At 68.5% G+C, this 24,539-nt stretch carries 18 protein-coding genes and 1 tRNA gene; 15 read left to right on the forward strand and 4 right to left on the reverse strand.

Annotated features, from left to right (window positions below; all coding sequences use genetic code 11):
- Positions 1-899 precede the first annotated feature (899 nt).
- The 6 genes from ACQY72_RS07925 to ACQY72_RS07950 all read left to right on the forward strand — a co-directional run bounded on the left by ACQY72_RS07925 (position 900) and on the right by ACQY72_RS07950 (position 4,881).
- Positions 900-1,967, forward strand: a complete 1,068-nt coding sequence (locus tag ACQY72_RS07925; RefSeq protein WP_428152858.1) for an isoaspartyl peptidase/L-asparaginase family protein — start codon at positions 900-902, stop codon at positions 1,965-1,967.
- A gap of 48 nt (positions 1,968-2,015) precedes the next feature.
- Positions 2,016-2,282 carry a hypothetical protein gene (locus ACQY72_RS07930; RefSeq protein ID WP_428152859.1) on the forward strand — a complete coding sequence of 89 codons (267 nt, stop codon included), beginning with the start codon at positions 2,016-2,018 and terminating at the stop codon, positions 2,280-2,282.
- A 56-nt stretch (positions 2,283-2,338) separates the two neighbouring features.
- Positions 2,339-3,358, forward strand: coding sequence for a fumarylacetoacetate hydrolase family protein (locus ACQY72_RS07935; RefSeq protein ID WP_428152861.1), 1,020 nt, complete (start codon positions 2,339-2,341; stop codon positions 3,356-3,358).
- 47 nt (positions 3,359-3,405) lie between these two features.
- On the forward strand, positions 3,406-3,957 hold the full coding sequence (locus ACQY72_RS07940; RefSeq protein ID WP_428152862.1) for a DUF1453 domain-containing protein: 552 nt from the start codon (positions 3,406-3,408) through the stop codon (positions 3,955-3,957).
- Entirely contained in the window at positions 3,954-4,748 is a 795-nt protein-coding gene (locus ACQY72_RS07945) for a hypothetical protein (RefSeq protein ID WP_428152863.1), read from the forward strand. The genes ACQY72_RS07940 and ACQY72_RS07945 overlap by 4 nt, the downstream gene beginning before the upstream one ends.
- A gap of 48 nt (positions 4,749-4,796) precedes the next feature.
- Positions 4,797-4,881: transfer RNA gene (locus ACQY72_RS07950), tRNA-Leu, on the forward strand.
- Positions 4,882-6,258: 1,377 nt separating this feature from the next.
- On the opposite strand, the gene ACQY72_RS07955 is transcribed toward ACQY72_RS07950, so the two are convergent.
- The gene (locus ACQY72_RS07955; protein ID WP_428152864.1) at positions 6,259-7,110 is read right to left on the reverse strand and encodes an alpha/beta hydrolase; all 852 of its coding nucleotides are present in this window, start codon (positions 7,108-7,110) and stop codon (positions 6,259-6,261) included.
- A 78-nt stretch (positions 7,111-7,188) separates the two neighbouring features.
- A complete protein-coding gene (locus tag ACQY72_RS07960; protein ID WP_428152866.1) occupies positions 7,189-9,165 on the reverse strand; it encodes an AsmA family protein in 1,977 nt (658 codons plus the stop codon).
- Positions 9,166-9,412: 247 nt separating this feature from the next.
- Here ACQY72_RS07960 and ACQY72_RS07965 point away from each other — a divergent pair, with 247 nt between their 5' ends.
- Positions 9,413-9,721 carry a hypothetical protein gene (locus ACQY72_RS07965; RefSeq protein WP_428152867.1) on the forward strand — a complete coding sequence of 103 codons (309 nt, stop codon included), beginning with the start codon at positions 9,413-9,415 and terminating at the stop codon, positions 9,719-9,721.
- Between the two features lie 75 nt (positions 9,722-9,796).
- Here the strand turns inward: ACQY72_RS07965 and ACQY72_RS07970 are convergent, their stop codons facing one another.
- Positions 9,797-11,908 carry a prolyl oligopeptidase family serine peptidase gene (locus tag ACQY72_RS07970; RefSeq protein WP_428152868.1) on the reverse strand — a complete coding sequence of 704 codons (2,112 nt, stop codon included), beginning with the start codon at positions 11,906-11,908 and terminating at the stop codon, positions 9,797-9,799.
- Between the two features lie 112 nt (positions 11,909-12,020).
- Between ACQY72_RS07970 and ACQY72_RS07975 the strand changes: the two genes are divergently transcribed.
- Positions 12,021-12,275, forward strand: coding sequence for a type II toxin-antitoxin system Phd/YefM family antitoxin (locus ACQY72_RS07975; RefSeq protein ID WP_428152869.1), 255 nt, complete (start codon positions 12,021-12,023; stop codon positions 12,273-12,275).
- Positions 12,272-12,658 carry a type II toxin-antitoxin system VapC family toxin gene (locus ACQY72_RS07980; protein ID WP_428152871.1) on the forward strand — a complete coding sequence of 129 codons (387 nt, stop codon included), beginning with the start codon at positions 12,272-12,274 and terminating at the stop codon, positions 12,656-12,658. Before ACQY72_RS07975 ends, ACQY72_RS07980 begins: the two co-directional genes overlap by 4 nt.
- Before the next feature lie 13 nt (positions 12,659-12,671).
- On the opposite strand, the gene ACQY72_RS07985 is transcribed toward ACQY72_RS07980, so the two are convergent.
- Positions 12,672-14,744 carry a prolyl oligopeptidase family serine peptidase gene (locus ACQY72_RS07985; RefSeq protein WP_428152873.1) on the reverse strand — a complete coding sequence of 691 codons (2,073 nt, stop codon included), beginning with the start codon at positions 14,742-14,744 and terminating at the stop codon, positions 12,672-12,674.
- A gap of 131 nt (positions 14,745-14,875) precedes the next feature.
- Here ACQY72_RS07985 and ACQY72_RS07990 point away from each other — a divergent pair, with 131 nt between their 5' ends.
- Genes ACQY72_RS07990 through addA form a run of 6 tightly spaced genes read left to right on the forward strand, consistent with a single transcriptional unit; the run spans position 14,876 to position 24,490 of the window.
- Positions 14,876-15,730 (forward strand): GNAT family N-acetyltransferase, encoded by an 855-nt coding sequence (locus ACQY72_RS07990; protein ID WP_428152874.1) that lies wholly within the window; start codon positions 14,876-14,878, stop codon positions 15,728-15,730.
- Positions 15,727-16,185 (forward strand): tRNA (adenosine(37)-N6)-threonylcarbamoyltransferase complex ATPase subunit type 1 TsaE, encoded by a 459-nt coding sequence (tsaE, locus tag ACQY72_RS07995; RefSeq protein ID WP_428152875.1) that lies wholly within the window; start codon positions 15,727-15,729, stop codon positions 16,183-16,185. Before ACQY72_RS07990 ends, tsaE begins: the two co-directional genes overlap by 4 nt.
- Positions 16,178-17,269 (forward strand): N-acetylmuramate/N-acetylglucosamine kinase AmgK, encoded by a 1,092-nt coding sequence (gene amgK, locus ACQY72_RS08000; protein ID WP_428152876.1) that lies wholly within the window; start codon positions 16,178-16,180, stop codon positions 17,267-17,269. The genes tsaE and amgK overlap by 8 nt, the downstream gene beginning before the upstream one ends.
- 26 nt (positions 17,270-17,295) lie before the next feature.
- A complete protein-coding gene (gene murU, locus ACQY72_RS08005) occupies positions 17,296-18,006 on the forward strand; it encodes an N-acetylmuramate alpha-1-phosphate uridylyltransferase MurU (protein WP_428156688.1) in 711 nt (236 codons plus the stop codon).
- Positions 18,003-21,071 (forward strand): double-strand break repair protein AddB, encoded by a 3,069-nt coding sequence (gene addB / locus ACQY72_RS08010; protein WP_428152877.1) that lies wholly within the window; start codon positions 18,003-18,005, stop codon positions 21,069-21,071. The genes murU and addB overlap by 4 nt, the downstream gene beginning before the upstream one ends.
- On the forward strand, positions 21,068-24,490 hold the full coding sequence (gene addA / locus ACQY72_RS08015) for a double-strand break repair helicase AddA (RefSeq protein ID WP_428152878.1): 3,423 nt from the start codon (positions 21,068-21,070) through the stop codon (positions 24,488-24,490). The genes addB and addA overlap by 4 nt, the downstream gene beginning before the upstream one ends.
- Positions 24,491-24,539: the final 49 nt, after the last annotated feature.

A 24,539-nucleotide genomic window follows, 5' to 3' on the forward strand; every position in this document is an offset into this window, starting at 1 on the left:
TCCGGCGAAAGACCGAACTCCAGGCGCCCGATCCCGACTTTCGACTCGACCAACCAATCCGCGCTCATGGGGGCAACTCACCTGAAGATCCGGTTCGGTCGCCCGGGAAGCCGTGACGAGGAATGCCGCCAGGCGACCATTACCTCCTAGGCGCGCGTGCGACGAGTGCGATGTTGGGTTCAGGCCCTGTTACGCTGATGAGCACGACTGTCCGCAATGGTCGTTTACAGCCTTGGATTCGGCGCCGAAAACGGACGTACCGAACTGCGGCTAGGGGTGGAAAGCGGACCTTTTGAATCCTAAGCTGACTCATCAACGAGGATGACCGTGATGTATGAGGTAGAGTTCACACGAGACGCTTTGGCAAACAAATCTTACATCACTTTGCCGGGCCATCCGGGGAGAGGCGCTGTTGGGTGCGTCGCTGAATCTGTGCCACTCGATCAGATCATTCGCGGCTACAATGGCGTCGATCTGAGCTTAGACTTCGACAAAAACGGGTGCCTGATTGGGATAGAGGTCTTCGCCGCATAGCGTGTGGAAGGTCTGCAACGGGTCGGTTTGCGACGTAAGCAGTCAATCTGAAAGCGGGCCTGCGCGTTCAGACTGCCAAACAGCACATCACGAACACCCGCCTGTGCCGAAGCGAGCAGAGATCACAGCAAGCCAGTGCTGTATCGAGCATGGCCTCACGCAGACACGTTCGGGCGGCGTACTCCCTTTCACCCTGCGGGCGTCATATCGGCGAAGGTCAACACTCTGATTTTTCGACACTTCCAATTTTCTTCAGCCAATCGACCTGACAGGCCCACGCGCTGCGTTAAACTGCCGCCGACCGGCGTCTCCGAGGAAAGTGCACACATTGCACCCTGTTTTTCGGCGCCCGGAGGGGGTTCACGATGCGCACCGTCTATTTCGGACTGATTGCACTCTTTGCACTGTGTTTTTCCTCGGCCCACGCCCAGGACGCGGCGCCCCGCTGGTCCCTGGCCATCCACGGCGGCGCGGGCGTGATCGAGCGGTCCAGCCTGACGCCGGAGCAGGACGCCGCCTATCGCGCGTCGTTGCAACGCGCGCTGGACGCCGGTTCGGCCGTCCTGACGCAGGGCGGCTCGGCGCTGGACGCGGTCCAGGCCGCCGTCGAGGTCATGGAGGACGATCCCCTGTTCAACGCCGGGCGCGGCGCCGTCTTCACGGCGGCAGGACGGAACGAGCTGGACGCCGCCGTCATGAACGGTTCGGACCTGACCGCCGGCGCCGTCGCGGGGCTGACTGCGACCCGCCATCCCATCGCCGCCGCCCGTGCGGTGATGGAGCGCTCGCCCCACGTCATGCTGATCGGCCCCGGCGCCGACGCCTTCGCCGCCTCGGTCGGGCTGGAACAGGTCGATCCGTCCTGGTTCTTCACCGAGCGCCGCTGGCAGGGTTTGACCAAGGCCCTGACCGAGGCCCGCCAGCCCGTCCCCGAACGCCCCGTCGGCGCGCCCGCGCCCCCAACGGTCTCGGGCGACCAGGGCGCTGAAATCGCCCCGCCCCTGAACGAGAAGAAGTTTGGCACGGTCGGCGCCGTGGCCCTGGACAGCCAGGGACGCCTGGCCGCCGCCACCTCCACCGGCGGCATGACCGCCAAACGCTGGGGCCGGGTCGGCGACGTGCCGGTCATCGGCGCGGGCACCTACGCCTCCAACGCCGACGGCTGCGCCGTCTCGGCGACCGGCGACGGCGAATATTTCATCCGCGCCACCGTGGCCCGCGACATCTGCGCGCGGATCGGCGGCGCGACGGCCGCCGCCACGGCAGCCCAGGCCGAGATCGAACAGGCGAAAGCCCTCGGCGGTCTGGGCGGCGTCATCGTCATGACCACGGACGGCGCCCCCGCCTTCGCCATGTCCACCTCGGGCATGTATCGCGGCGCCGTCTCCTCGACCGCCCCGGCCCGCGTCGCCATCTATGCCGACGAAAACTGATTTCAGACGATTCAGACGTTTCAGACTCTCTTTTTCCAGACCGAGCCCATGCCTGCACCCGACGATGAACTGACCCTGATGGCCCAGGAGGAGCTGGACGCCGCCTGCGCCATGCCCTTCGTCGAGCTGAAGAAGATCATCCCCTGGGGCGACAGCTACGAAGGCTTCGCCCCGTCCGGCCGCACGGTCGAGGTCGAGCGCCGCTACCTGTGGGCCGTCGAACCCAAGGGCGGCGTCATCGTCGAGGTCGAGGTGCGCGACGCAGCCGCCCATACCGGCGCCGAGGCCCGCGCCCTGTTGACGCCGAACGGGTAAGCGCGTGTGATCGGCGCTCGGTTTCCAATCCCCCGATTTCGGTCTAGGCCTAACGCATGAAACTCGCCTCGCTCAAGCACGGCCGCGATGGCCGCCTCGTCGTCGTCTCGCAGGACCTGAACTGGTTCACGGACGCCTTCCTGATCGCCCCCACCCTGCAGGCGGCGCTGGATGATTGGGACCAGTGCGGTCCCCGGCTGGAGGCTCTGGCCGAAAGCCTGGAGCACGAGGGCGTGCCGCGCGGTCGCTTCCGCGAACACGAGGCCGCTTCGCCCCTACCCCGCGCCTATCAATGGGCGGACGGCTCTGCATACGTGAACCACGTCGAGCTGGTGCGTAAGGCGCGCGGCGCCGAAATGCCCCAGACCTTCTGGACCGATCCGCTGATGTATCAGGGCGGCTCCGACAGCTTCCTCAGCCCCCGCGACGCCATCCCCCTGGCCGACGAGGCCTGGGGCTGCGACCTGGAGGCCGAGATCGTCGTGGTCGTCGGCGACGTGCCTCAGGGCGCGACACGCGAACAGGCGCTTGAGGCCATCCGCCTGGTCGGCCTGGTCAACGACGTCTCCTTGCGCAACCTGATCCCCGCCGAACTGGCCAAGGGTTTCGGCTTCGTCCAGTCCAAGCCCGCCAGCGCCCTGTCGCCCGTCCTGGTCACGCCGCAGGCCCTGGGCGAGCGGTGGCAGGACGGCAAGCTGCATGGCGCGCTGAACGTCCAGCTGAACGGCCAGGACTTCGGCAAGGCCGACGCGGGCGTCGACATGACCTTCGACTTCGGAACCCTGATCGCCCACCTGGCCAAGACCCGGTCCCTGTCGGCCGGGACGATCATCGGCTCGGGCACGGTGTCGAACAAGGACGCCGACGGCGGCCCCGGAAAGCCGGTGTCCGAAGGCGGCCTGGGCTACAGCTGCATCGCCGAGGTCCGCACGGTCGAGACCATCCTGCGCGGCGCCGCCGAGACCCCCTTCCTCAAGCACGGCGACACGGTGCGGATCGAAATGCTGGACGACCGTCACCACTCCATCTTCGGCGCCATCGAACAGACCGTCGCCCCGCTTTCCAGCGACGCATGACGGCATTAGGTTAATCACGCCGGCCTCGGGGGAGGCCGGATCAAGTCATGGGGAGAGACGACGTGCCGCCTGAAAAACTGATCCCGCTGCTTATGATCCCGATCATGCTGGTGGTCGTGCTGCTGAAGAACCGCAGGAAGCGGGTGCTGAAGCCGCATCTGCTGTGGATCATGCCGGCCATCGTCCTGCCGCTGATCGGCCTGGGCCTATGGGGCACGGCGCAGAACCCCCACATGGCCCACGCCCCGTTCGGCCCCGACGCCTGGGCGGTGCTGGCCATCGGCGGCGTGCTGGGCGGCGTCGCCGGCTGGTATCGCGGCAAGACCGTCACCATCGAAAAGGAGCCGGACGGCTCCCTGATGGCCCAGGCCTCGCCTCTGGGCCTGATCCTGCTGGTCGTGCTGTTCGCGGGCCGGTCGCTGTTGCGCGACCTGATCGAAAGCCACGCCGCCGAATGGCATCTGAACGCCATGGCCGTGACCGACGCCTTCCTGGTCTTCGCCATGGGCCTGATCGTCATGCAGCGCGTGGAAATGTACATCCGCGCCCGCCGCATCCAGGCCGGCGGCACGGACGGGCATGTGAAGGTCGCGGCGTGAGGCTGGGCGCCCCAATCGGCGCGGCCGTCGCCGGCTTCCTTTGCGCCGGCGGCGCTCTGGCTCAGGACGCTCCGGCGGAAGCCGACTGGGATCTGGTCAAGGACGAGGCCAAGAAGACGACCATCGCCTACGTCACCACCACGGCCGGCCTGTCCATCGCCACACGCTGCGTGAACGGCGGCTATTCGGCGCTTCTGGTCGGCCTTCCCGAAACGCCCCGTCGCACCAAGACGCGCGCCCTCGGGCTGACCTTCCGCGACGAGGAGGGGTCGGAGTGGCGTTGGAACGTGACCACGGACCGCACGGCGGTCGTGGCGGATTTCCCTGCGCCGTTCGCGCGCGAGCTCCGTCAGGGCGGACGCCTTCAGATCGTCGTGCCTGGCGGCGCCGGTCCGGCACAAAATCTGCGCTACGACCTGGAACTGCCCGCCTCGGGCTCGGCCATCGACCAGACCCTGAGCGCCTGTGATCGACCACTGGTGGATCCGCGCGACCTGGAGCTGGACGCCATCGCCGAGGATGGCCTTCAGGTCGGCATGCGCTGGGAACGCCGCATCCGTCCGACCTATCCTTTCAGAAGCCGCTACGCCGAAGGCTTCGCCGTCACCACCTGCGTCGCCCAGCCGGACGGCACTCTGCGCGACTGTGTGATCGAGACCGAACATCCGGGCGACGGCCGGTTCGGCGAAGCCGTCCTCAAGGCCGCCCGCGACGCCACCGTCGCCTATGACGGCGACCAGCCGACGGCCCCGCGCATGATGGCGTTCCGCGTCAACTTCATCATGCAGTGACAAGGCCTCTGGACCCGCCTCACGTCTCTGTGGCATGAGGCGGCCTCTGCGGGCGTGGTGGAATTGGTAGACGCGCTGGATTCAAAATCCTGTTCCGAAAGGAGTGCCGGTTCGACCCCGGCCGCCCGCACCAAGCTTTTTCAGGCTTTCCGCCTGGGTTCGGGAGGTTCGCGATCCGCGACCTCCCGGCGACTTCCGACACGAAACGCGGACGCGTCGTCACAGTGGCGGCACAGCCTGTTCACCTGACGCTCCCCCGGCGATATGTCTCCAGTCCAGTCGGTGGCGCGACGGAGGACAGGATGTCTAACTCCTACGGCTCTCCGAGCGCCTGCAACTGATCACAGAGCTGGACGCCGGCCATCCGGCGCCGCACGCCAGCCTCCCGGAGACGCCCGCGCCGGGGTCGAACGCTCGCTACGTCTCGAAAGCAGAGAACGACCGGCTGGTGGGCCAGGCCTTGGCGATGGGGTTGGGCCGCTTCCAGGCGCGATGGCGCGCGAAACCATCGACGCTCTGATTAAGCGGGGCGCGAAGGTTCAATGCAATGCGAAGTCACTCCGACTAGCCACGGCGGCTCTGTTGACCTCTAGGCGATTGAGCAGGCCAAGGACGGGGGCTTCACCCTCGCCAATCGGCGCCCCGGCTGCCCCCGGCCGGGCTAGGTTCGTGGACCGCAGCAGCATCTGGACTCGCAGGCTTGATAAGATCAACGAGCGGGATGAGGCGTGGTGGACCTACAGCACCGCCGAGCGGGAGAAGTTGGCGGCTCTGGGCTGGTGGGTTGAGATGGGGAAACGGCGACCGCCGCCGCAGCCGGTCTATGGCCAGGACGAGAAACGACGAAAGGCCGCCACTCCGAGGGATGACGGCCTGCGGCTAGCTATCAGCCGACATCGCAAAGTGCATAGGCCTTCGGGTTGGGACAATACCATCCGGTCAGATCACTGTAGACGCATCCCGCTCTTAGGAAGCACTGCTCTGGGTCGGTTCGAAGGTTCGCACCTGCATATGCAGAGCGTTGGACGTCGAAGCTTCCCGCTGTCGAGGCGGGCTGAGCGGTGGCTACTGCCGCCGCAGCTGAGAAAACGATTGCGCTAATAAAGGCGAGCTTTTTAATCACGTCATCCTCCAAGGGAGCTAACCTCCCGCAAGGATTGCGGCAGAAGATTATTCGCCTGGCAAGTGAAATCGTAGCTAACGGCCTGCGACACATCGGCAGTGACGCCACAAGCGCCGCGGGCCATGCACCTTTCCGCCAGGAAGGAGTGAATCATGGCGACACGGAAGACCCACGTCAGATCGCTCGCGGGCGTGCGACTTCAACACATCGAGCAAATGGCGCGACGACAGGTCGTTCAGTTGTCCTGGCGGCTTTTAACCCTTCGCCAGAACCAGCCTCGATCTTTCACAGACGAGGTCGAGGCCGAGGACGCTTTCGACATGGAGGTGATTGCGTCCCTGACCGATCCCGTGACTGGGCGGGCCGCCACCCTTCTCTAAAATCTGATCAACCCAGCTCGCGGTGGAAGAAGCCCGTGACGTCGGCCAGGACCGTAGCCTTCTTGCGGAACAGGGGCGAGAGGGTCGCGATCAGGTCCGCGTGGTCCAGGCCCGGATAGAGTTTGGCCTCGGACCGGCCGCCCGCCGCCCGCATCCGTTCGTCCAGAATGATCGTGTCCTCGTCGTGGACCACCGTGTCGGCCGTGCCGTGGCCCAGCCAGATGGGCGGGGCGTCGGCACGCACGAAGGCGACGGGCTGAGTCAGGGTGGGGTCCGGCGCGCGGCCGAAGGCGTTCCGTGACGCCGCCACGTCGAACGGCAGGAAGTCGTAAGGGCCCGCCAGACCCGCCGCCGCCTTGATCAGGTCGGGCCGACCGACGGCGGCCATATAGCGCCGGTCCAGGGCGATCATCATCGCCAGGTGCGCGCCCGCCGAATGGCCCAGCACGCCCAGCCGCGCGGGGTCGCCGCCATACTGAGCCGCCACTTCCGCCGCCTTGGCCGTGGCGGCGGCGGCGTCCTCGATGAAGGCCGGGAAGATGACCTGGGGCACGACGCGGTAGTCCGGCAGGGCCACGACGAACCCGCGCGCCGCCAGCGCCTGCGCGGCCCAGCCGTACTGGCTGCGCGAGCCTGAATCCCAGCCGCCGCCATAGAAGAAGACCAGGGTCGGATAGGGTCCCGGCGCGGTCGGGGCGTAGAGGTCCATCTGCTGGCGCGGGTCGGCGCCATAGGCGATGTCGCGCGCGACGCGGCGCACCCCGCCATCTCTCGGCCCCAGGGTGTTGAGCAGGCCCAGCGGCGAACAGGCGGCGGCGAGAAGCCCCAGGGCGGGCGCGAACAGGCCACGGCGGGTCATGCGTAAGGTTCCATCGCGGTCAATACGTTCGCGCCGCCGATTCGGTCTTCGTCACCCCGATGATTACCGCGCGGCATGTCACCTGGCGTTGGCAATCAGTCGACCGCAGTCAGCGTCCTCGGCCAGGCCCGGATCGACGAAGGCGAACAGGGCCGTCACCGGCGCCACCACCGCGCCCAGCAGTCCCGCCAGCCCGCCCTGCGACACCACATCGCCCAGATCGACCCCGACCTTGGGCGCCGTCAGAGCGCCGGAGACGGTGATGGGCGCCCACAGACGCAGCAAGCGCGGCTTCTTGGACTCGCCCTCGATGCGCAGGTTCATCGTCTCGGCCCCCAGGTCGATCGTGCCCTTGCCCTGGGCCAGGACCACATCCGTGTCGATGACGAAGGTGCGCGCGGTCGCCGTGCCCCCGCTGACGCTGAAGTCGGCGACGGCGCAGCGGATCTGGCTTTCGGATTGATCGCCACTGAGCAGTTTCAGCAGACCCGCGCTGGCGTTGATACCCAGCAGTTCGGCGAAGGCCGCCCGCATCTGACCGTTCGGCACCACCAGGCTGAGCGAGCCTTTCGACGCCCCCGCGAAATCATGGATCGAGGCGCCTGGCCCTTCCAGCCTGGCTCGACCCAGAGCACGACCGCTCAAGGGAGCCGAGCCGTTGCGCGCCGGAATGATCGATTCCAGCGGATAGCCGGCCAGCCGCAGATCGACGGTGCTGTAGGGCGTAGCCTTGGTCGCATTGATCCGCGCCGTGCCGTTCATCTCGCCCCGGTTGAAGTTGAAGCTGATCGGGTCGAGCTTCAGGATGCCGTCCTTCAGGTCAGCGCCCAAGTTCACGGCCCGCACATCGAACTCGTTCGCCTTCACGGCCGTCGCACGGTAGGTCAGGGTACCGTCCATGGTGCGCAGGCGTTCGGTCTGAAGCTTGGCGTCCGGCAGAAGCTTGCCGCCGACCACGACCGGCGCCTCGGTGTCGGTGCCGGCCGCATTGGTCCGGACGCGCGCGCCCAGCACGGCGGCCAGGTCGTCGATATCCAGCCGGCGTGAGGTCAGTTGCGCATCCACCCTCAGGCGCTGGGCGGAATTGACCCGCACCTCGCCCGACAGGTCGGACGCGCCGACGCGCCCGTCGAAATCCTTGAAGGTCCAGATCCGCTCGTTGCGGTTCAGCGCGCCCGACAGCCGATAGGGCGGCGTGTTGGGTAGCGTCACCCCGGTCAGCAGATAGAGGTCCGACATATTGCGCCCCTGCATCGTCAGGGTCGCATCGAACCGGCCCAGGTCGAACGGCCGCGTGATCGCCCCCTTGGCGTTCAGCGACGAACCCACCCCGGTCACGTTCGCCTCGAACCGATAGGGTCGATCGCGCCGAATGTTCATGAAGGGCCCGCCCTCGATCTTCAGCGTCAGCGGCGATCCCCTGACATCGCCGCGTCCGTCCAGCACGAAGCCGGCCGCGCCGCGGGCCGCCTCTCGCGCGTTGACAGCGGCCTGCAGCGTCAGGCCGCGCCGCTGTTCGTCGAAGGACAGCTGGCCGTCGGTGATGATCAGTTGCTGGATCACCGGCAGTTTCAGACCCTCGCCGGTGTCGGGTTTGTTCGGGTTCAGCTCCCAGCTCTTTCGGCCGTCCTTTGCCGAGATCAGCACCACCCTGGGCCGGGTGAAGCTGAGCAGCGGCATCTCGATCTGGCCGGCCAGCAGTTTCCTGAGCCTGACCGAGGCGCGGACCTCGTCGACGTCGGCCGTGTCGCGATCCCGCGCCCAGTCCGGCCCGCCGATCTTCAGCCCTCGCACGACGGCGGACGGCGTCCAGCTGAACAGGTTCACGTCCAGATCTCCCGTCAGGGCGATCTGGCGATCGTATTTGACCGAGGCCCAGCGGCCGATCGGCCCGCGCAGCATGTTCCAGTCGAACAGGGCCAGGAACAACACCACCACGGCGACGAGGACCAGCACGACCCCGGCCGCCCATTTTTCCGCTGATCCGGGCCGCCGCGCCGCCGCATAGACGGGGTCGTTGTCGCGAACCCAGTCGCGCCAGGACCGCAGGCGCACGCCTGCTGGAACCAGCGCCCTTTGATGCACGTCAGCCCGAAAAGTCCGCCAATTCCGTGGGTTCGACAATCGCTCGTCTCCGTCAGCCAGAGGGAACGCATCAGCCCCGGTTTGGCGCCGCAACGTCAACCTATCGTTGATCGTCGTCTATTTGACGTGAACTTGTCGCATATTCTTTACAAACAGAAATATCGGCGCATATTTCATCAGAGTCCTGATCTTAATTCAGGCCATGGAGGATGACCCGTTGACCCGTTTTCTCACCCCTGCCCTGATCGTCGCCGCCCTGGTGGCCGCCGCGTCGCCTAGCCTGGCCCAGAGTTCGACGCCGCGCGCCGAACGCGCCGCCGTGCTCCAGTCCGTCATGGTCTGTGGAACCGATGCGGCCTCGCGCCTCGCCTATCAGCGCGACAACGGCGTGACCCCCACCTTCGTCACCGCACAACAGGCGGTCGCCGCCCGCCAATCGGGCCAGCGCTGGGCCGCCCCGCGCTGCATGACCGCGCACCAGTATGACCGCCTGGCCGGCGCGCCCCAGATCCGCGCCTCACTCTGATCCTGCGGCCCGACGCATGAAAAAGGGGCGCGGTCTGACGACCGCGCCCCTTTTGTCATTTCAAGCTGACGCGGCTTACTGCGCCGGCGTCAGATATTTGTTCAGCCAGCCGAATACCTCGTTGTGCCATTGCAGGCTGTTGGCCGGCTTCAGCACCCAGTGGTTCTCGTTGGGGAAGACGATCAGGCGACTGTCGATGCCGCGACGTTGCAGCGCCGTATATGTCGACAGGCCCTGGGCCGTCGGAATGCGGAAGTCGAGATCGCCCTGGACGACCAGCATCGGCGTCTTCCAATTCTCGACATGGTTGGCCGGGTTGAACTTCTGATAGCCCTCGGGATTGGACCACGGCGTGCCGCCATATTCCCATTCCGTGAACCACAGCTCTTCGCTGGAATAGCCCATGCCGAAGGTGTCGAAGACGCCGTCGTGGTTGACCAGGCACTTGAACTCGTTCGACCAGTTGCCGGCGATCCAGTTGATCATATAGCCGCCGTAGGAGGCGCCGAGCGCGCAGGCGTTGTCGCCGTCCAGGAAGTTGTATTTCTGCTGCGCCGCCGCCCAGCCCTTCTGCAGGTCTTCCAGCGGGCGATCGCCCCAGTGCTGGCTGATCGCATCGGTGAAGGCCTGGCCGTATCCGGTCGAGCCGTGGAAATCGATCATCACCACCGCATAGCCCGCGCCGGCGTATGTCTCGGGGTTCCAGCGATAGGACCAGCCGTCGCCGAACGAGCCCTGCGGCCCGCCGTGGATCAGGAAGGCGACCGGATATTTCTGACCTTCGACATAGCCGACCGGCTTGATGACATAGCCGTGCACCGTCTCGTTGTTCCAGCCGGGGAAGCTGAACTGCTCATACTCGCCGAATTGTTTGGCGTCGAAGGCCGGGTTGGCGTTGGTCAGGCGCAACGGCATTTCGCGCCCCAGGAAGGTCTTGAAATAGAGGTCGCTGGGGGCCTTCAGACTGTCCTGAGCCAGGACAAAGCCCGACGGCGTCTGCTGGAAGGCCGAGACGTGGCCCGCGCCAGTGATCGGCGTCACCACGCCGTTGCGCGTATCCACCGAAAACAGCTTGGTCGAACCGACGTCGCCCGCCGTGGTGTACAGCGTCTGGCCGTCACGCGACCATTGCAAGGTGTCGGCCGACCGGTCCCAGTTCGAGGCGATCTCGCGCTTCTGGCCGGTTTCGACATCCATCAGCACGATCTGATAGCGATCCGCCTCGAAGCCCGGCCGCGCCATGGCGCGATAGGCCAGGGTCCGTCCGTCCGGCGAGAAGACCGGGCCGGTGTCCCAGGCGTCGTTGTCGTCGGTCAGGTTGGTGAAGGTGCCGTCGCCGGTCAGGCCGTTGGTCTTCCACAGGTCGAAGTTGGTGCTCCATGGCTCGGTCTGACCCGCCAGACGCGCCGAGAAGACCACGGCGTCGCCCGCCGGCGTGAAGACGAACTCGCTCTCATCGCCGAACGGCTTGGAGGGCGTGTCGCCGTCGAAGCCCTTGGTGATCCAGGAAGGCGTTCCCGTCGCCTTGCCGTCGCGGCCGATGGACTGGACGAACAGGTGGTTCTGGGTGTGGTCGTTCCAGGTGTCCCAGTGACGCACGAACATGCGGTCATAGACCTGGCCCGTCGTCTTCTGATCGGCGATAGCCTTGCCCTGTTCGACCGAGGCGTTCAGGTCGGCCGCGTTCGGATAGACGGCCAGCGACACCGCCACCTTGTCGCCCGTCGGGCTGATCCGATAGGCGTTCACGTCGGTCGGCAGGTTGGTCACCTGCACCGGCGCCGACGTGGGCGAGGCAACGCGCCAGACCTGGCTCGCGCCCGACTTGCCCGACAGGAAATACAGATTGCCGTCCCCGCCCCAGCGCGCGGTGTTGGCGCCCTGGTCCGAGATGGCCAGGCGACGCGGCGCCGTGTCCGGCGTGGTCAGGTCCAGGATCCACAGACTGCCGGCGCGGCTGTTGGCGTCCACGTCCGTGGTCGTGACCGAATAGACGACATAGCGACCGTCCGGCGACACCTGCGGGTCGCCCAGCCGGTTGGCGGTGATCATGTCCTGATAGGTAAAGGCGTCAGGCGTCGCAGGCGCGGCGGGAACCGGAGCGGGCGGAACCTGGGCCAGGGCCGGAACGGCGCTCATCAGAGCGACAGCCGCGCAGGCGGCGGACAGAAGGGAACGGTGACGCATCAAGCTCTTCCTCGGAAATCTTGCTGCGGCAAGGCGTAGCACCGCCGTTCGCCGGGCGGAAGTTGCCGCGAACGACTGGCTTAGCTAAGATAGTGGGTCCAAGGAGCGCGACATGACCACCGTCACCGTCCACCACGCCAAGACCCACCTGTCCAAACTGATCGCCGCCGCCGAACGCGGCGAAGAGGTCGTCATCGCCCGCGGCGACAAGCCGGCCGTGCGGATCGTGCCGTTCGAACTGCTCAAGCCCTCCGAAACGCCGAAGCGACAATTCGGGCTGCTGAAGGGGCAAGGCGCCTTCGATGAATCGTTCTTTGATCCGCTGCCCGAAGAAGAACTCCGTCTTTGGGAAGGGCATGGCGATTGAGCTGGCTGCTGGATACGCATGCCTTGCTGTGGTGGGCCTTCGGAGACGAACGTCTACCGCCCAGCGCCCGAGCCGTGCTTGAAAACCGCGCCAACGTCATTTTCGTCAGCGCCGTTTCCGCGATCGAGGTCACGATCAAGCATCGTATCGGGAAACTCCCCCAGGCAGAGGGCCTCGCTCGCGACTTTTCGTCAGAGATAGAGCGCATGGGATTCCGCGCCCTGTCCATATCGATGGATGAAGCCGCCCTCGCCGGCCGCATGGAAGGCGATCATCGCGACCCATTCGACCGGCTGCTGATCGCCCAGGGCCTGCTGAACGAACTGACGCTCGTGTCCAACGAGCGCCTGTTCGACAGTTTCGGGGTGGCCCGGATCTGGTGACCTTTCTGGTGACCTACTGCGCCGCCGTATAACGGCCGACCCAGTCCAAAATCTCCTGCTGCCAGTCGACCCATGTGCGGGGCTTCAGCACCCAGTGGTTCTCGTCCGGCACATGGACGAAGCGGCTGGGCACGCCCTGACGCTGCAAGGCCGAGAAGGTCGCCAGTCCCTGTTCCATCGGCACGCGGAAGTCTTTCGACCCGTGCAGCACCAGCATCGGCTTGTTCCAGTCGCCCACAAACGTCTCCGGGTTGAAGGCGTCGTACACCGCCTTGCGCTCCCAGCTCGGCCCGCCGAACTCCCAAATGAAGTTGCCGATATCCATGGCGTTCATCAGCTGGGGCACGTCGAACACCCCGGCGTGGTTGACCAGGCAGCGCCACGGCCCGTTCCACTTGCCGGCGATCATATTGACCATATAGCCGCCGTAGGAGGCGCCCAGGGCGCAGGCCCGGTCGCCGTCGATCCACGGATTGCTCGCCAGCGCCGCCGTCCAGCCCTTTTCCAGATCCTCCAGCGGCCGGTCGCCCCAGTGGTCGTTGATGGCGTCGGTGAAGGCCTGGCCGTAACCGGGCGAGCCGTGGAAGTTGATCATCACCACCGCATAGCCGGCGGCCGTATAGGTCTGGGGGTTCCAGCGGTAGGAGAAACTCTCGGTCCAGGGCGATTTCGGCCCGCCATGGATCAGATAGACGGCCGGATAGCGCCGCCCCTCTACCGCCCCGGCCGGCTTGAACACCCAGCCCTGCACCGGCTCATCGTTCCAGCCGGCGAAGGTGAAGGCCTCGCCCTTGGGCAGGTCCAGTTGCGCCAGCACCTCGGCGTTCTGGCGGCTGATCTGGCGCGGTTCGCCGTTGGCATGGACGAAGATCTGCGCCGGGGCGACGAAGCTTTCGTGGGCATAGGCCAGGACGCCCGCGACCTCTTCATAGGACCCGACCGTGCCGGTCCCGGTCAGGGGCGTGACGCGACCGTTGCGCGCATCGACCGAGAACAGCCGGTTCTGCCCCTCGTCCGCCGCCGAGACCAGCAGCGAGCGACCGTCGGTGCGCCATTGCAGGCCGCCCGCGCCGCGATCCCAGTCGGTCAGCTTCCGGGCGCCCGAACCGTCGGCGTTTGCCACCCAGACCGCCGCCTGATCCCCGCCGACATTCTCGCGTGGGGCCGACAGCCAGGCCAGCTGACGGCCGTTCGGCGAGAAGACGGGATTGCCGTCCGGGCCCTTGTTCGCCTCGGTCAGGTTGACCGGCGCGCCGCCGTCGAGCGCGACACGAAACACGTCGCTGTTGCTGGTGAAAGGCTCGCCCGCTCCTTGCGTCTGTGTGCCGTAAACCAGGGTCCGCCCGTCCGGCGAAATGTCGAAACTGGAATCGCCGGCCGACACGTCGGCGTCCAGGCCCGCCAGCAGGTCACGCGGCTCTCCGCCCCCCAGACCCGAGCCGTTCAGCGGCTGGACGAACAGATGGGTGCGGCGCGTATCGACCCAGTGATCGAAGTCGCGCAGCGGCAGCCGGTCATAGGACTGGATCGTCGACTTGCCCCGCTCATCCAGCCGCGTCTTGGTGCAAGCCAGGGTGTCGCAATCGACGAAAACCGAGACCGCCAGCACCAGCGACTTGCCGTCCGGCGCGATGCGGAAACCCGACACGTCGAACGGCAGGGTCGTCACCTGGGCCGCCGCCATCCCGGCCGCATCCGTGCGCCAGACCTGGTTCGATCCGCCCCGCGACGACAGGAAATAGATGGCTCCGCCGTCCGGCGCCCAGCGCGCGCCCGCGGCGCCGCCTTCGGAGATCGCCAGCCTGCGCGGCTCTCCACCCGCGACGTCCGTCAGCCACAGGCCGTTGACGCCCTTGTTGCCGTCCCAGTCGGTGGTGCGCACGGCGTAGACGATCTGGCGGCCGTCCGGCGAGACGCGCGGCTCGCTGACCCGCTCCATCATCGCCAGATCCTTCAGCGACAGGCCGCGCGAAGCGGGCGCTGCCGCTTCGACCGGCGCAGGCCCCGCCTGCTGAGCGAACGCAGGCGCGGCGGCCAGCATCAGGGTTCCGAAGGCGGCGGCCGCCATCCAGCGTGAACGCGTCATGTCTCAACTCCCCACAGGTTTTCCGACCTTGATAGGGGCCGCCCGCCGCATCGCCAAGCGCCCAAGCCGTCGCGCCTCAAGACGTCGCGCATCTTGCCCCGTCCCGCCGAACCGGCGACAAGCGGACTTCCATGAATTCAGCCCCGCTCCCTGCCCGACGCCAGCCGCACATCGTCGATGTGCTGATCGCCGAACGCGCGCCGCGCCTGACCGCCTCGCCCCTGTGGCCCGTGGTGCGGCCAGCCCTTTATGGCATGCTGGGCTATGGGTCGGCGGTGCGGATGGCCGACGCCATCCAGCCGCTGTCGGGGACTGAGACCTTCGACTACGTCTCGGACCTGCTGAAGCTGAAGGTGACGACGACCAACCTCGACCGCCTGCCCGCGACCGGCCGCTGCATCGTCGTGTGCAACCACCCCACCGGCATCGCCGACGGAGTCGCCGTGTTCGATGCGATCAAGCAGCGACGCAGCGACATGATCTTCTTCGCCAACGCCGACGCCATCCGCGTCTCGCCCCGGCTGGACGAGACCATCATCCCCGTCGAATGGGTCACCGACAAACGCACCCGCGAAAAGACCCGCGCCACCCTGACCGCCGCGAAAGAAGCGTTCGAGGCCGAACGCTGCGTCGTCATGTTCCCGGCCGGTCGTCTGGCGCGCGAGAGGAACGGCGTCCTGACCGATCCCGAATGGGCGCCGACCGCCGCCTCGATGGCGCGCAAATACGATGCGCCGGTGATCCCCATCCACGTCACCGGCCCCTACAGCCGCCTGTTCCACCTGTTCGACAAGGTCTCGCAGGAGCTGCGCGACGTGACCCTGTTCCATGAACTGCTGAACAAGGCGGGCAAGCCGTTCGGCGTCGATGTCGGCCTGCCCATCCCCGCCGACCGGCTGGACGTGGACGCCGCCAAGGCCACCATGGCGCTGAAACATTTCACCGAACGCACCCTGGCCGCCGATGCCGACGCGGTGTTCGCATGAAGATCGAACTGCCCGACGCCGAGGCCACCACCGCCCTTGGCCAAACCATCGCCCCCCTGCTCGCGCCAGGCGACAGCGTCCTGCTGTACGGGCCGCTGGGCATGGGCAAGTCCACCCTGGCGCGCGGCCTGATCCGCGCCCTGACCACGGCGGACGAGGACGTGCCGTCGCCGACCTTCACCCTGGTCCAGTTCTACGAGTCCGATCCGCCCGTCGCCCATTTCGACCTCTATCGCCTGACCCGGCCGGAAGAAGCCTTCGAGATCGGCCTGGACGAGGCGCTGGACGAGGGGTGCGCCGTGATCGAATGGCCCGAGCGTCTTGGCGACGAGCCCGGCCGGTTCCTGGGGCCGGATCAACTGATCATCGAAATTTCCGAACAGGGCGACGGCCGCCTTGCGACCGTTTCCGGCGTAGGCCGATGGGAAACGGGGCTGAAGGAACTGCATGTCTGATCGCGAACCCCTCCGTCTCGACTTCCTGAAGGCCGCCGGCCTGGCCGACGCCGTGCGCGCGCCCTTGCCCGGCGACGCCTCGACGCGGCGCTACGAGCGGCTGACTCCGGCCAACGGCCCGACCCTGATGCTGATGGACCAGGCGCCCGCCGCCGAAAGTCCGCCCTGCGATCCCGCATGGACGCCGCAGCAGCGTCACGCCGCCGGGTGGAACGCCGTCGCCCGCCTGTCCGCCGGCCGGATCGAGGCCTTCGCCGCCGTCGCCGCCCATCTGAAGTCGCTGGGCCTGTCCGCCCCCGAAATCCCGGCGCTGGACGCCGCCAATGGTTTGGCCGTGCTGGAGGATTTCGGCGACGCCCTGTTCGCCCGGGTGATCGAAGACGGCGCCGACGAGACGCCGCTTTATCTGGCCGCCATCGAGGCCCTGGCGACCCTGCACGACGCCGGAACCCCGCCGCAGACCCTGCACGGCCCCGGCGGCGACTGGCCGCTGCTGACCTATGACGAGACCGCGCTTCAGGGCGGGGCCGATCTGTTCGTCGAATGGCTGCCGAAGCTGGACGATCGCGTAAGCTTCGACGCCGCCGCCATCGCCGACTGGCGCGCGGCCTGGGCGCCCCTGGTCGCCTCGGGCGCGGCCGGGGCCTCAGTCATGGCCCACCGCGACTATCACGCCGAAAACCTGATCTGGCTGCCAGAGCGCGACGGCGCCGCGCGCGTCGGCATGATCGACTTCCAGGACGCGGTGCGCGCCCACCCGTCGTGGGACCTGCATTCCCTTTTGCAGGACGCCCGCCGTGACGTGTCGCCGGCGCTGGAGGCCCAGGCTCTGGATCGCTATTTCGCCCTGCGCCCCGGCGTGGATCGCGCCGCCTTCATGGTCGACTACTCAGGCCTCGCCGCCCTGAACGAGGCGCGCATCATCGGCATCTTCGCCCGGCTGATCGCCCGCGACGGCAAGCCGCGCTACCGCCAATTTCTGCCCCGCATGTGGCGGCATCTGAACGCCAATCTGGAACAGCCGGCCCTGGCGCCCGTCGCCCGCTGGTTCGACCGTTACGTCCCGGCCGAGGTGCGCGCATGACCAACAAGACCGCCCCCAAGACGGCGATGGTCCTCGCCGCCGGCCTGGGCACCCGGATGCGTCCCCTCACCGACGACCGGCCCAAGGCCTTGGTCGAGGTCCAGGGCCGCGCCCTGATCGACCATGTGCTGGACCGACTGGCGGACGCCGGCGTCGAAAAGGCGGTGGTCAATGTCCACTGGTTCGCCGACCGGCTGGAAAGCCATCTGGCCGCGCGCGGACGCGGCCCCGAAATCGTCATCTCCGACGAACGCGCCGAACTGCTGGAAACCGGCGGCGGGCTGAAGAAGGCCCACCCTCTGCTGGGCGACGATCCCGTCTTCGTCGCCAATATCGACAGCGTCTGGATCGACCGGAGCGATGCGTTGGGCGACCTGGTCCGCCTGTGGAACCCCGAGACGATGGACGCCGCCCTGCTGCTGGCCCGTCGCGAAGGCTCCATCGGGTTCGAGGGCGACGGCGATTTCTTCCTGCGTGATGCCATTTCTGGAGAGGGGGGCGGCCTGGCCTTCCGCGGCGCGGCCGCTTCCGCTCCTTACGCCTACATGGGCGTCCACATCACCCGGCCCGGCTATGCCGACAACGGCTGCGAAGGCCCCTTCTCCCTCAGCCCCCTGTGGCGCAAGTCCGCCGCCCAGGGCCGTCTGTTCGGTTGCGTCCTCGACGGCGACTGGATGCACGTCGGCGACCCCCAGGCGCGGGACCAGGCCGAGACGAAACTGGCGGGAGACGCGTGAGCGCCTTCAACCCATTCCTGGGGGACACGCCCCGCTGGTACGCCATCCCCGCGCACCGGCCCTTCCTTGAAGACTTGGCCGCCGGCGCCCTGGCCTGGCTGGGAGACCTGCCGCCCGAGACCCTGTCCGACGCCACCATCCTGCTGCCCAACCGCCGGGCGGCGCGCGCCTTCACCGGCGCCCTGTCGAAACTGTCGGGCGACCGACCGATCCTGCTGCCCCAGGTCCGGCCGCTGGGCGACCTGGAGGAGGACGAGCCGCCCTTCACCCCGGGCGCCCTGGGCCTGGATCTGCCGCCCGCCATCCCCGCCCTGACCCGCCGGTTCGAGATGGCGCGGATGATCGTCGAACAGTTCGACAATAGCCTGACGCCGATGCGCGCCCTGGACTTAGCCGATGCCCTGGGCGGCTTCCTCGATTCCTGCCAGCTGGAAGAAATCCCCAATCCCGAACGTATCGCCACACTGGTGGACGGCGAAATGGCCGAGCACTGGGAACGGTCAGCCGAGTTCCTGGGTCTCGCCGTCACCGCCTGGCCCAAACGCCTCGCCGAACTGGGCTTGGTCGATCCGGCGTGGCGCCGCGCCACTCTGCTGCGCCGTCTCGCCGAACTGTGGGACCATACGCCCCCGACCCAGGCCGTCATCGCCGCCGGTTCGACCGGCACCGTCCCCGCCGCCGGCGACGTGCTGAAGGCCGTGGCCAGCGCCCCGCTGGGCTGCGTCGTCCTGCCCGGCCTCGACCTCGATCTGGACGCCCAGGTCTGGGACCAGTTGGACGAACAGCATCCGCAGAGCGCGATGAAACGGCTGCTGGACCGCTGCGACATCCCCCGCGAAGCCGTCCGCCCCTGGTTCCGCCCAGCCGTCAGCCCCGCCGCCTCGGCGCAAGGCCTGGCCCGTCAGCGGCTGGTCAACGAAGCCCTGCGCCCCGCCGAGGCCACCGACGACTGGCGCCGCGCCATCCGTGACCTTCGCTCGGCCGCCGTCGCGCGGGGTGAAGCCCGTGACCCCATCGCCGAGGGCCTGCAAGGCCTGTCCCTGTTGACCGTCCGCGCCGAGGAAGAGGCCGCCGCCGCCATCGCCCTGATGATGCGCGAGACGCTGGAAACCCCCGGTAAGACCTGCGCCCTCGTCACGCCGGACCAGGCCCTGGGTCGCCGTGTCGCGGCCCGGCTGGAACGCTGGGGCGTCATCCCGGATTCGTCGGCCGGCGCCCCGCTGTCGCGCCTGCCCGCCGGCGCCCTGGTCGATCTCTGCGCCCGCTGGATCGCCGATCCGGTCCAGCCCCATCTGCTGCTGGCCGTGGTCAAACATCCGCTGGGCCGGTTCGATCTGGGCGAGGCGTCCCAGGCGGCGGCCGTCGCGGCGCTGGAGGAGCACGCCCTGCGCGGTCCCCGCCCGCGAGACTTCGCCGCCATCCATCGCCGCCTGCTGGAGGCGGTCCAGCCCGATCGGCGCGGCAAGGCGCCGCCCGAATGGAAACAGGCCCGACTGTCGGCCGCGACCCGGCTGGTCGATCATCTGCAAACCGCCGTCGAGGCCGCGACCGCCGCCTTCACACCCGACGCCGATCTGAACTTCGCCGCCTCGGCCCTGACCCGGCTAATAGAGACCCTGGCGGGCCAGAACGCCTGGGCCGGTCCCGACGGCGAGGCCGCAGCCGCCCTTCTGTCCGGCCTGATCGAGGGCGGCGCGTCCCTGGGCCGTATCCGCCGCGCCGAACTGGCTGAACTGGTCACGTCTCTGGTCAAGGAAAACGTCGTGCGAACCGGCGGAGCGACCCATCCGTCGCTGCGCATTCTCGGCGCCATCGAAGCGCGGCTGGTGCGCGCCGACCGGATGATCCTGGCGGGCTTAGAGGAGGGCGTCTGGCCCCAGGCGGCGCCGACCGACCCCTTCCTGTCGCGACCGATGCGAAAAGCGCTGGGCCTGCCCCCGCCCGAACGCCGCCTGGGCCAGACGGCCCAGGATTTCGTCCAGGCCGCCTGCGCCGACGAGGTCATCCTGATCCACAGCGACCGGCGCGGCGGCCAGCCTGCCGTGCGTTCGCGCTGGCTGTGGCGGCTGGAGATGCTGACGCGCGGCGCCGACGCCAAGGACACGCCCGTCGCCATCGCCCGGCCGGCCGCCGTCCTCGACTGGGCCCGCGCCCTGGACGCCCCCCCGCCCGGCCCGCCGCGCTTCGCCAAACGACCCGAGCCGCGTCCGCCGGTGCATCGCCGCCCGCGCAGCCTCTATGTCACCCGGATCGAACGCTGGGTGCGCGACCCCTACGCCATCTACGCCCTGTGGGTGCTGGGGCTTGAGGCGATGGACCGTCCCGGCGCTTCTGCCGAAGCGCTCGCCCGTGGCAACGCCGTCCACGCCGCCGTCGAGCGGCTGACGCTGGACTGGCCCGACGTCCTGCCCGACGACGCCGAGACCCTGTTGCATGGCCATCTGCTGCGCGAACTGGGCGCGCGCGGCTTCGAGGACGCGGCCATGGCGCGCGAAGCCCCCCTGGCCCGCAACGCCGCCCGCTGGCTGACCGACTTCGAGCGCCGCCGTCGTGCGCGCGGCATCGACATCCTGGTCGAACAGCAGGGAACCATGACCTTCGACGCCCCCGCCGGCCCCTTCACGGTCAAGGCCTTCGCCGACCGTATCGAGCTGGCCTCCGACGGGGCGGCGGTGATGGACTTCAAGACCGGCGCGGCCCCCTCCGCCAAACAGGTCAAGTCCGGCTTCGCCCCGCAACTGACCCTGACCGCCGCCATCCTGGCCGACGGCGGGTTCGAACGCACCAACGGCGCGGTCACGCCCGACGAACTGACCTATGTCCGCGTGGTCGGCCGCAAGACGGCGGGCGAGGTCATCACCCGCGCCTCGGGCGCCGACGCCGCCGACCTGGCCCAGGCGGCGCTGGACGGGCTGAAGCGCCGCGTGGCCCGTTTCGACGACGAGAACACCCCTTACGTCTCCTGGGCCGCGCCCCAGTTCATGGGCAACCAGGGCGGTAACTACGACCATCTGGCCCGCGTCTGGGAATGGTCGGTGATCGGCGACGGGGACGACGGCGAATGACCTCACCCTCCCCTCAGATCGTCGCCGCCGATCCCCGCCTGACCGTCTTCGTCACCGCCAACGCCGGCTCGGGCAAGACCACGACCCTGGTCAACCGGGTGGCGCGTCTGCTGCTGGATCAGGTCGATCCCGGCGCCATCCTGTGCGTCACCTACACCAAGGCCGCCGCCGCCGAGATGCAGGCCCGACTGTTCGACCAGCTGGGCGGCTGGGCCGTGCTGGACGACGCCGCCCTGTCGCGCGAACTGGCCCGGCTGGACGACGGCGACCCGCAGGCAATGGATCATGCCGCCCTGTCGCGCGCCCGCAAGCTGTTCGCCCGCGCGCTGGAAACGCCCGGCGGGCTGAAGATTCAGACCATCCACGCCTTCTGCGAAAAACTGCTGCGTCGCTTCCCGCTTGAGGCCGGGGTCTCGCCCCGCTTCACCGTGCTGGAAGACCAGGCCGCGACCGCCCTCAGCCATTCCGCGCGCGAGGACCTGGCCCGCGCCGCCGTCGCCGATCCCGACGGTCCCATCGGCTTGGCCTACAGCCATTTCGCCGTCGAGCTGGACTGGCAGCGGTTCCAGGCCCTGCTGTCGATGATCGAGGCCAGGCGCGCCGATCTGCTGGACTATGTGGATCGCGCGGAGGCCGGAACCGCGCCCGATCCCTGGTCCCTGACCGGCGCCGAGGCGGGCCGCAGTCCCGAAGAATTGGAACAGGACTTCGTCGCCTGGATCGATCCCGCCGAATGGAACCGTATGGCCGAAGCCATGGAGACCGGCTCGACCAACGACCGCAAGATCGCCGACGCCATGAGCGTCGCCGCGCCCCCCTACGCCGGCTTCGCGGCCCTAGCCGGGGTCTTCTGCACCCAGGCAGGCGAGCCCCGAAAGAGCATGGGCACCAAGTCGGCGCCGCAGGGGGCGGTCGGCTGGCTGGTCGATCTCCAGGCCCAATTCCTCGCGACGCGCGAGGCCCTGCGCAAGGCGCGGATCGCCGACGACACGGTCAAGGTCCTGACCCTGGCCCGCGCCCACGCCGCCTTCTACGAAAACGCCAAACGGGCAAAGGGCGCGCTCGACTTCCCCGACCTGGTGGCCCGCGCCGCCGCCCTGCTGACCGAAAGCGGGGCGGCCGCCTGGGTGTTGTACAAGCTGGACGGCGGGGTCGATCACGTCCTGATCGACGAGGCCCAGGACACCGCCCCCGAACAATGGGCCATCGTCCGCGCCCTGACCGGCGAGTTCTATTCCGGCGAGAAATCCGGCCGCACCGTCTTCGCCGTCGGCGACGAGAAACAGTCGATCTATTCCTTCCAGGGCGCCCGGCCCGAACGGCTGCGTCAGGAACGCGGCGCCTTCCTGGCCCTGGCCGAGGGCGCCGGCGAACCCTTCGCCGGGCCCGAGTTGAACACCTCCTATCGCTCGACCGAGGAGGTGCTGGCCTTCGTCGACGCCGTCTTCGCCGACCCCGACCGCACCCGCGCGCTGACCGGCCCGCAAGGCGACATCGCCCGCCACATCCCCGCCCGCATCGGCCAGCACGGCGCCATCGACCTGTGGCCCCTGTTCCTCGACGAGCCCGCGCCCGAGACCGACGCCTGGGACGATCCGGTCGATCAGGAAAGCGTCGGCAGCGCCCGAAAACGCCTGGCCCGCGACCTGGCCCGCGAAATCCGCCGCCAGGTCGAAAGCGGGCTCGCCGTCTTCGACAGCCGCACGCGCGACCTGCGCCCAGCCGGATACGGCGACTACATCGTCCTGGTCCGCCGCCGCGACGCCACCTTCGAAGAGATCATTCGCGCACTGAAGACCGAGGGCGTGCCCGTCGCCGGGGCCGACCGGCTGAAACTGTCCAGCCACATCGTTTTCGACGATCTGATCGCCCTGGCCCGTTTCGCTCTCTTTCCCGACGACGACCTGTCGTTAGCCGAGGTGCTGCGCAGCCCCCTGTGCGACGTGGACGAGGACGGCCTCTACGCCCTCGCCGGCCGCGAGAACCGCAAGTCCGGCCAGCTGTGGCGCGACCTGCGCGACCGGGCGCACGAACGCCCCGAATGGACCCGCGCCCGCGATGCGCTCCAGGCCGCCGTCGATGCACAGGGCGGCGATCCCTTCGCCTTCTTCTCCCAGGCCCTGAACCGGGTGGACGACTTAGGGCTCTCCGGCCGCGCCCGCATCCTGGCCCGGCTGGGCCGCGAGGCGGAAGAGGCTATCGACGAGACCCTGAACCAGGTCCTGGCGGCCGAGAACCGGGGCGCGATCGATCTGGAGACCTGCCTGGCCCAACTGGAGGCCGCCGACGTCGAGGTGAAGCGCGAGCTGGAAGGGGCGCGCGGCGAGGTCCGCGTCATGACCGTCCACGGCGCCAAGGGGCTGGAAGCGCCCATCGTCATCCTGCCCGACACCACGATGAAGGCGAAGGCTCAAGGCCCCTCCCTGATGCCGGCGGTCACGCCGGAAGGCGAAGGCGAGGCCTGGCTCATGGCTCCCGGCTCGGCCAAGGACGACTGCCCCGCCTCCGCCGACGCCCGCGCAGCGCGCCAGGCCCGCACCGACGACGAGACCCTGCGCCTGCTCTATGTCGCCCTGACCCGCGCCCGCGACCGCGTCATCGTCATGGGCCGCGCCTCCAGCCGGGGCGCCGAGCCCGGCAGCTGGTGGTCGGTGATCGAAGAGACCTTCGACAGGCTGAGCGACCAGGTGCGCGAGGTCGAGAACGGCGTCCGCCGCTTCGGCGTCGATCCCGAACGTCGCCCCGCCGCCGTCGCCGAAACCCGGTCCGCCGACGCCCTGCCCGCCTGGGCCGCTACCCCGCCCCCGGCCGACGCCACCGCCCGCTTCGCCTCACCGTCGCGGATGGAGGGCTCGATCCGTATCCCCGCCCCCTCGCCCCTGGCCCGCAGCGCGGCGGGGGGCGCGTCGCTGGGTCGGTTCCGGCGCGGCGACCTGATCCACCGGCTGCTGGAGCGCCTGCCCGAGATCGCGCCCGCTGACCGCCCCGACGCCGCACGCCGCCTGCTGGCGCGAGAGACCGATCTGGACGAGGCCCAGCGCGCCGAAATGATCGCCGCCGCATTCTCGGTGCTGGACGACGCCCGCTTCGCCCCCGTCTTCGGTCCCGGCTCCCGCGCCGAGGTGGCCCTGACCGGCGCCCTGCCTGGCCCGCCCAGCGTGGCGATCAACGGCCGCATCGACCGGCTGGTGGTCACCCCCGACCGGGTGCTGGTGATCGACTACAAGACCAACCGCCCCGCCCCCGACGCCCTGGACCGGGTCGATCCCGCCTATGTGCTTCAGGCCGCCGTCTATGTCGCGGTGCTGAAACGCCTCTACCCCGACCGCCCGGTCGAGGCCGCCCTGGTCTGGACCGACGGCCCGAAACTGATGCCGATCCCGCAAGCGATGCTGGACGCGGCATTGGCGAACAGTTGAATTGCCCGCGATTCGCTCCCACATCTTCAACCGAACCCGGACGCATCCG

Source organism: Brevundimonas sp. (genome assembly GCF_965279155.1).
Taxonomy (GTDB): domain Bacteria; phylum Pseudomonadota; class Alphaproteobacteria; order Caulobacterales; family Caulobacteraceae; genus Brevundimonas.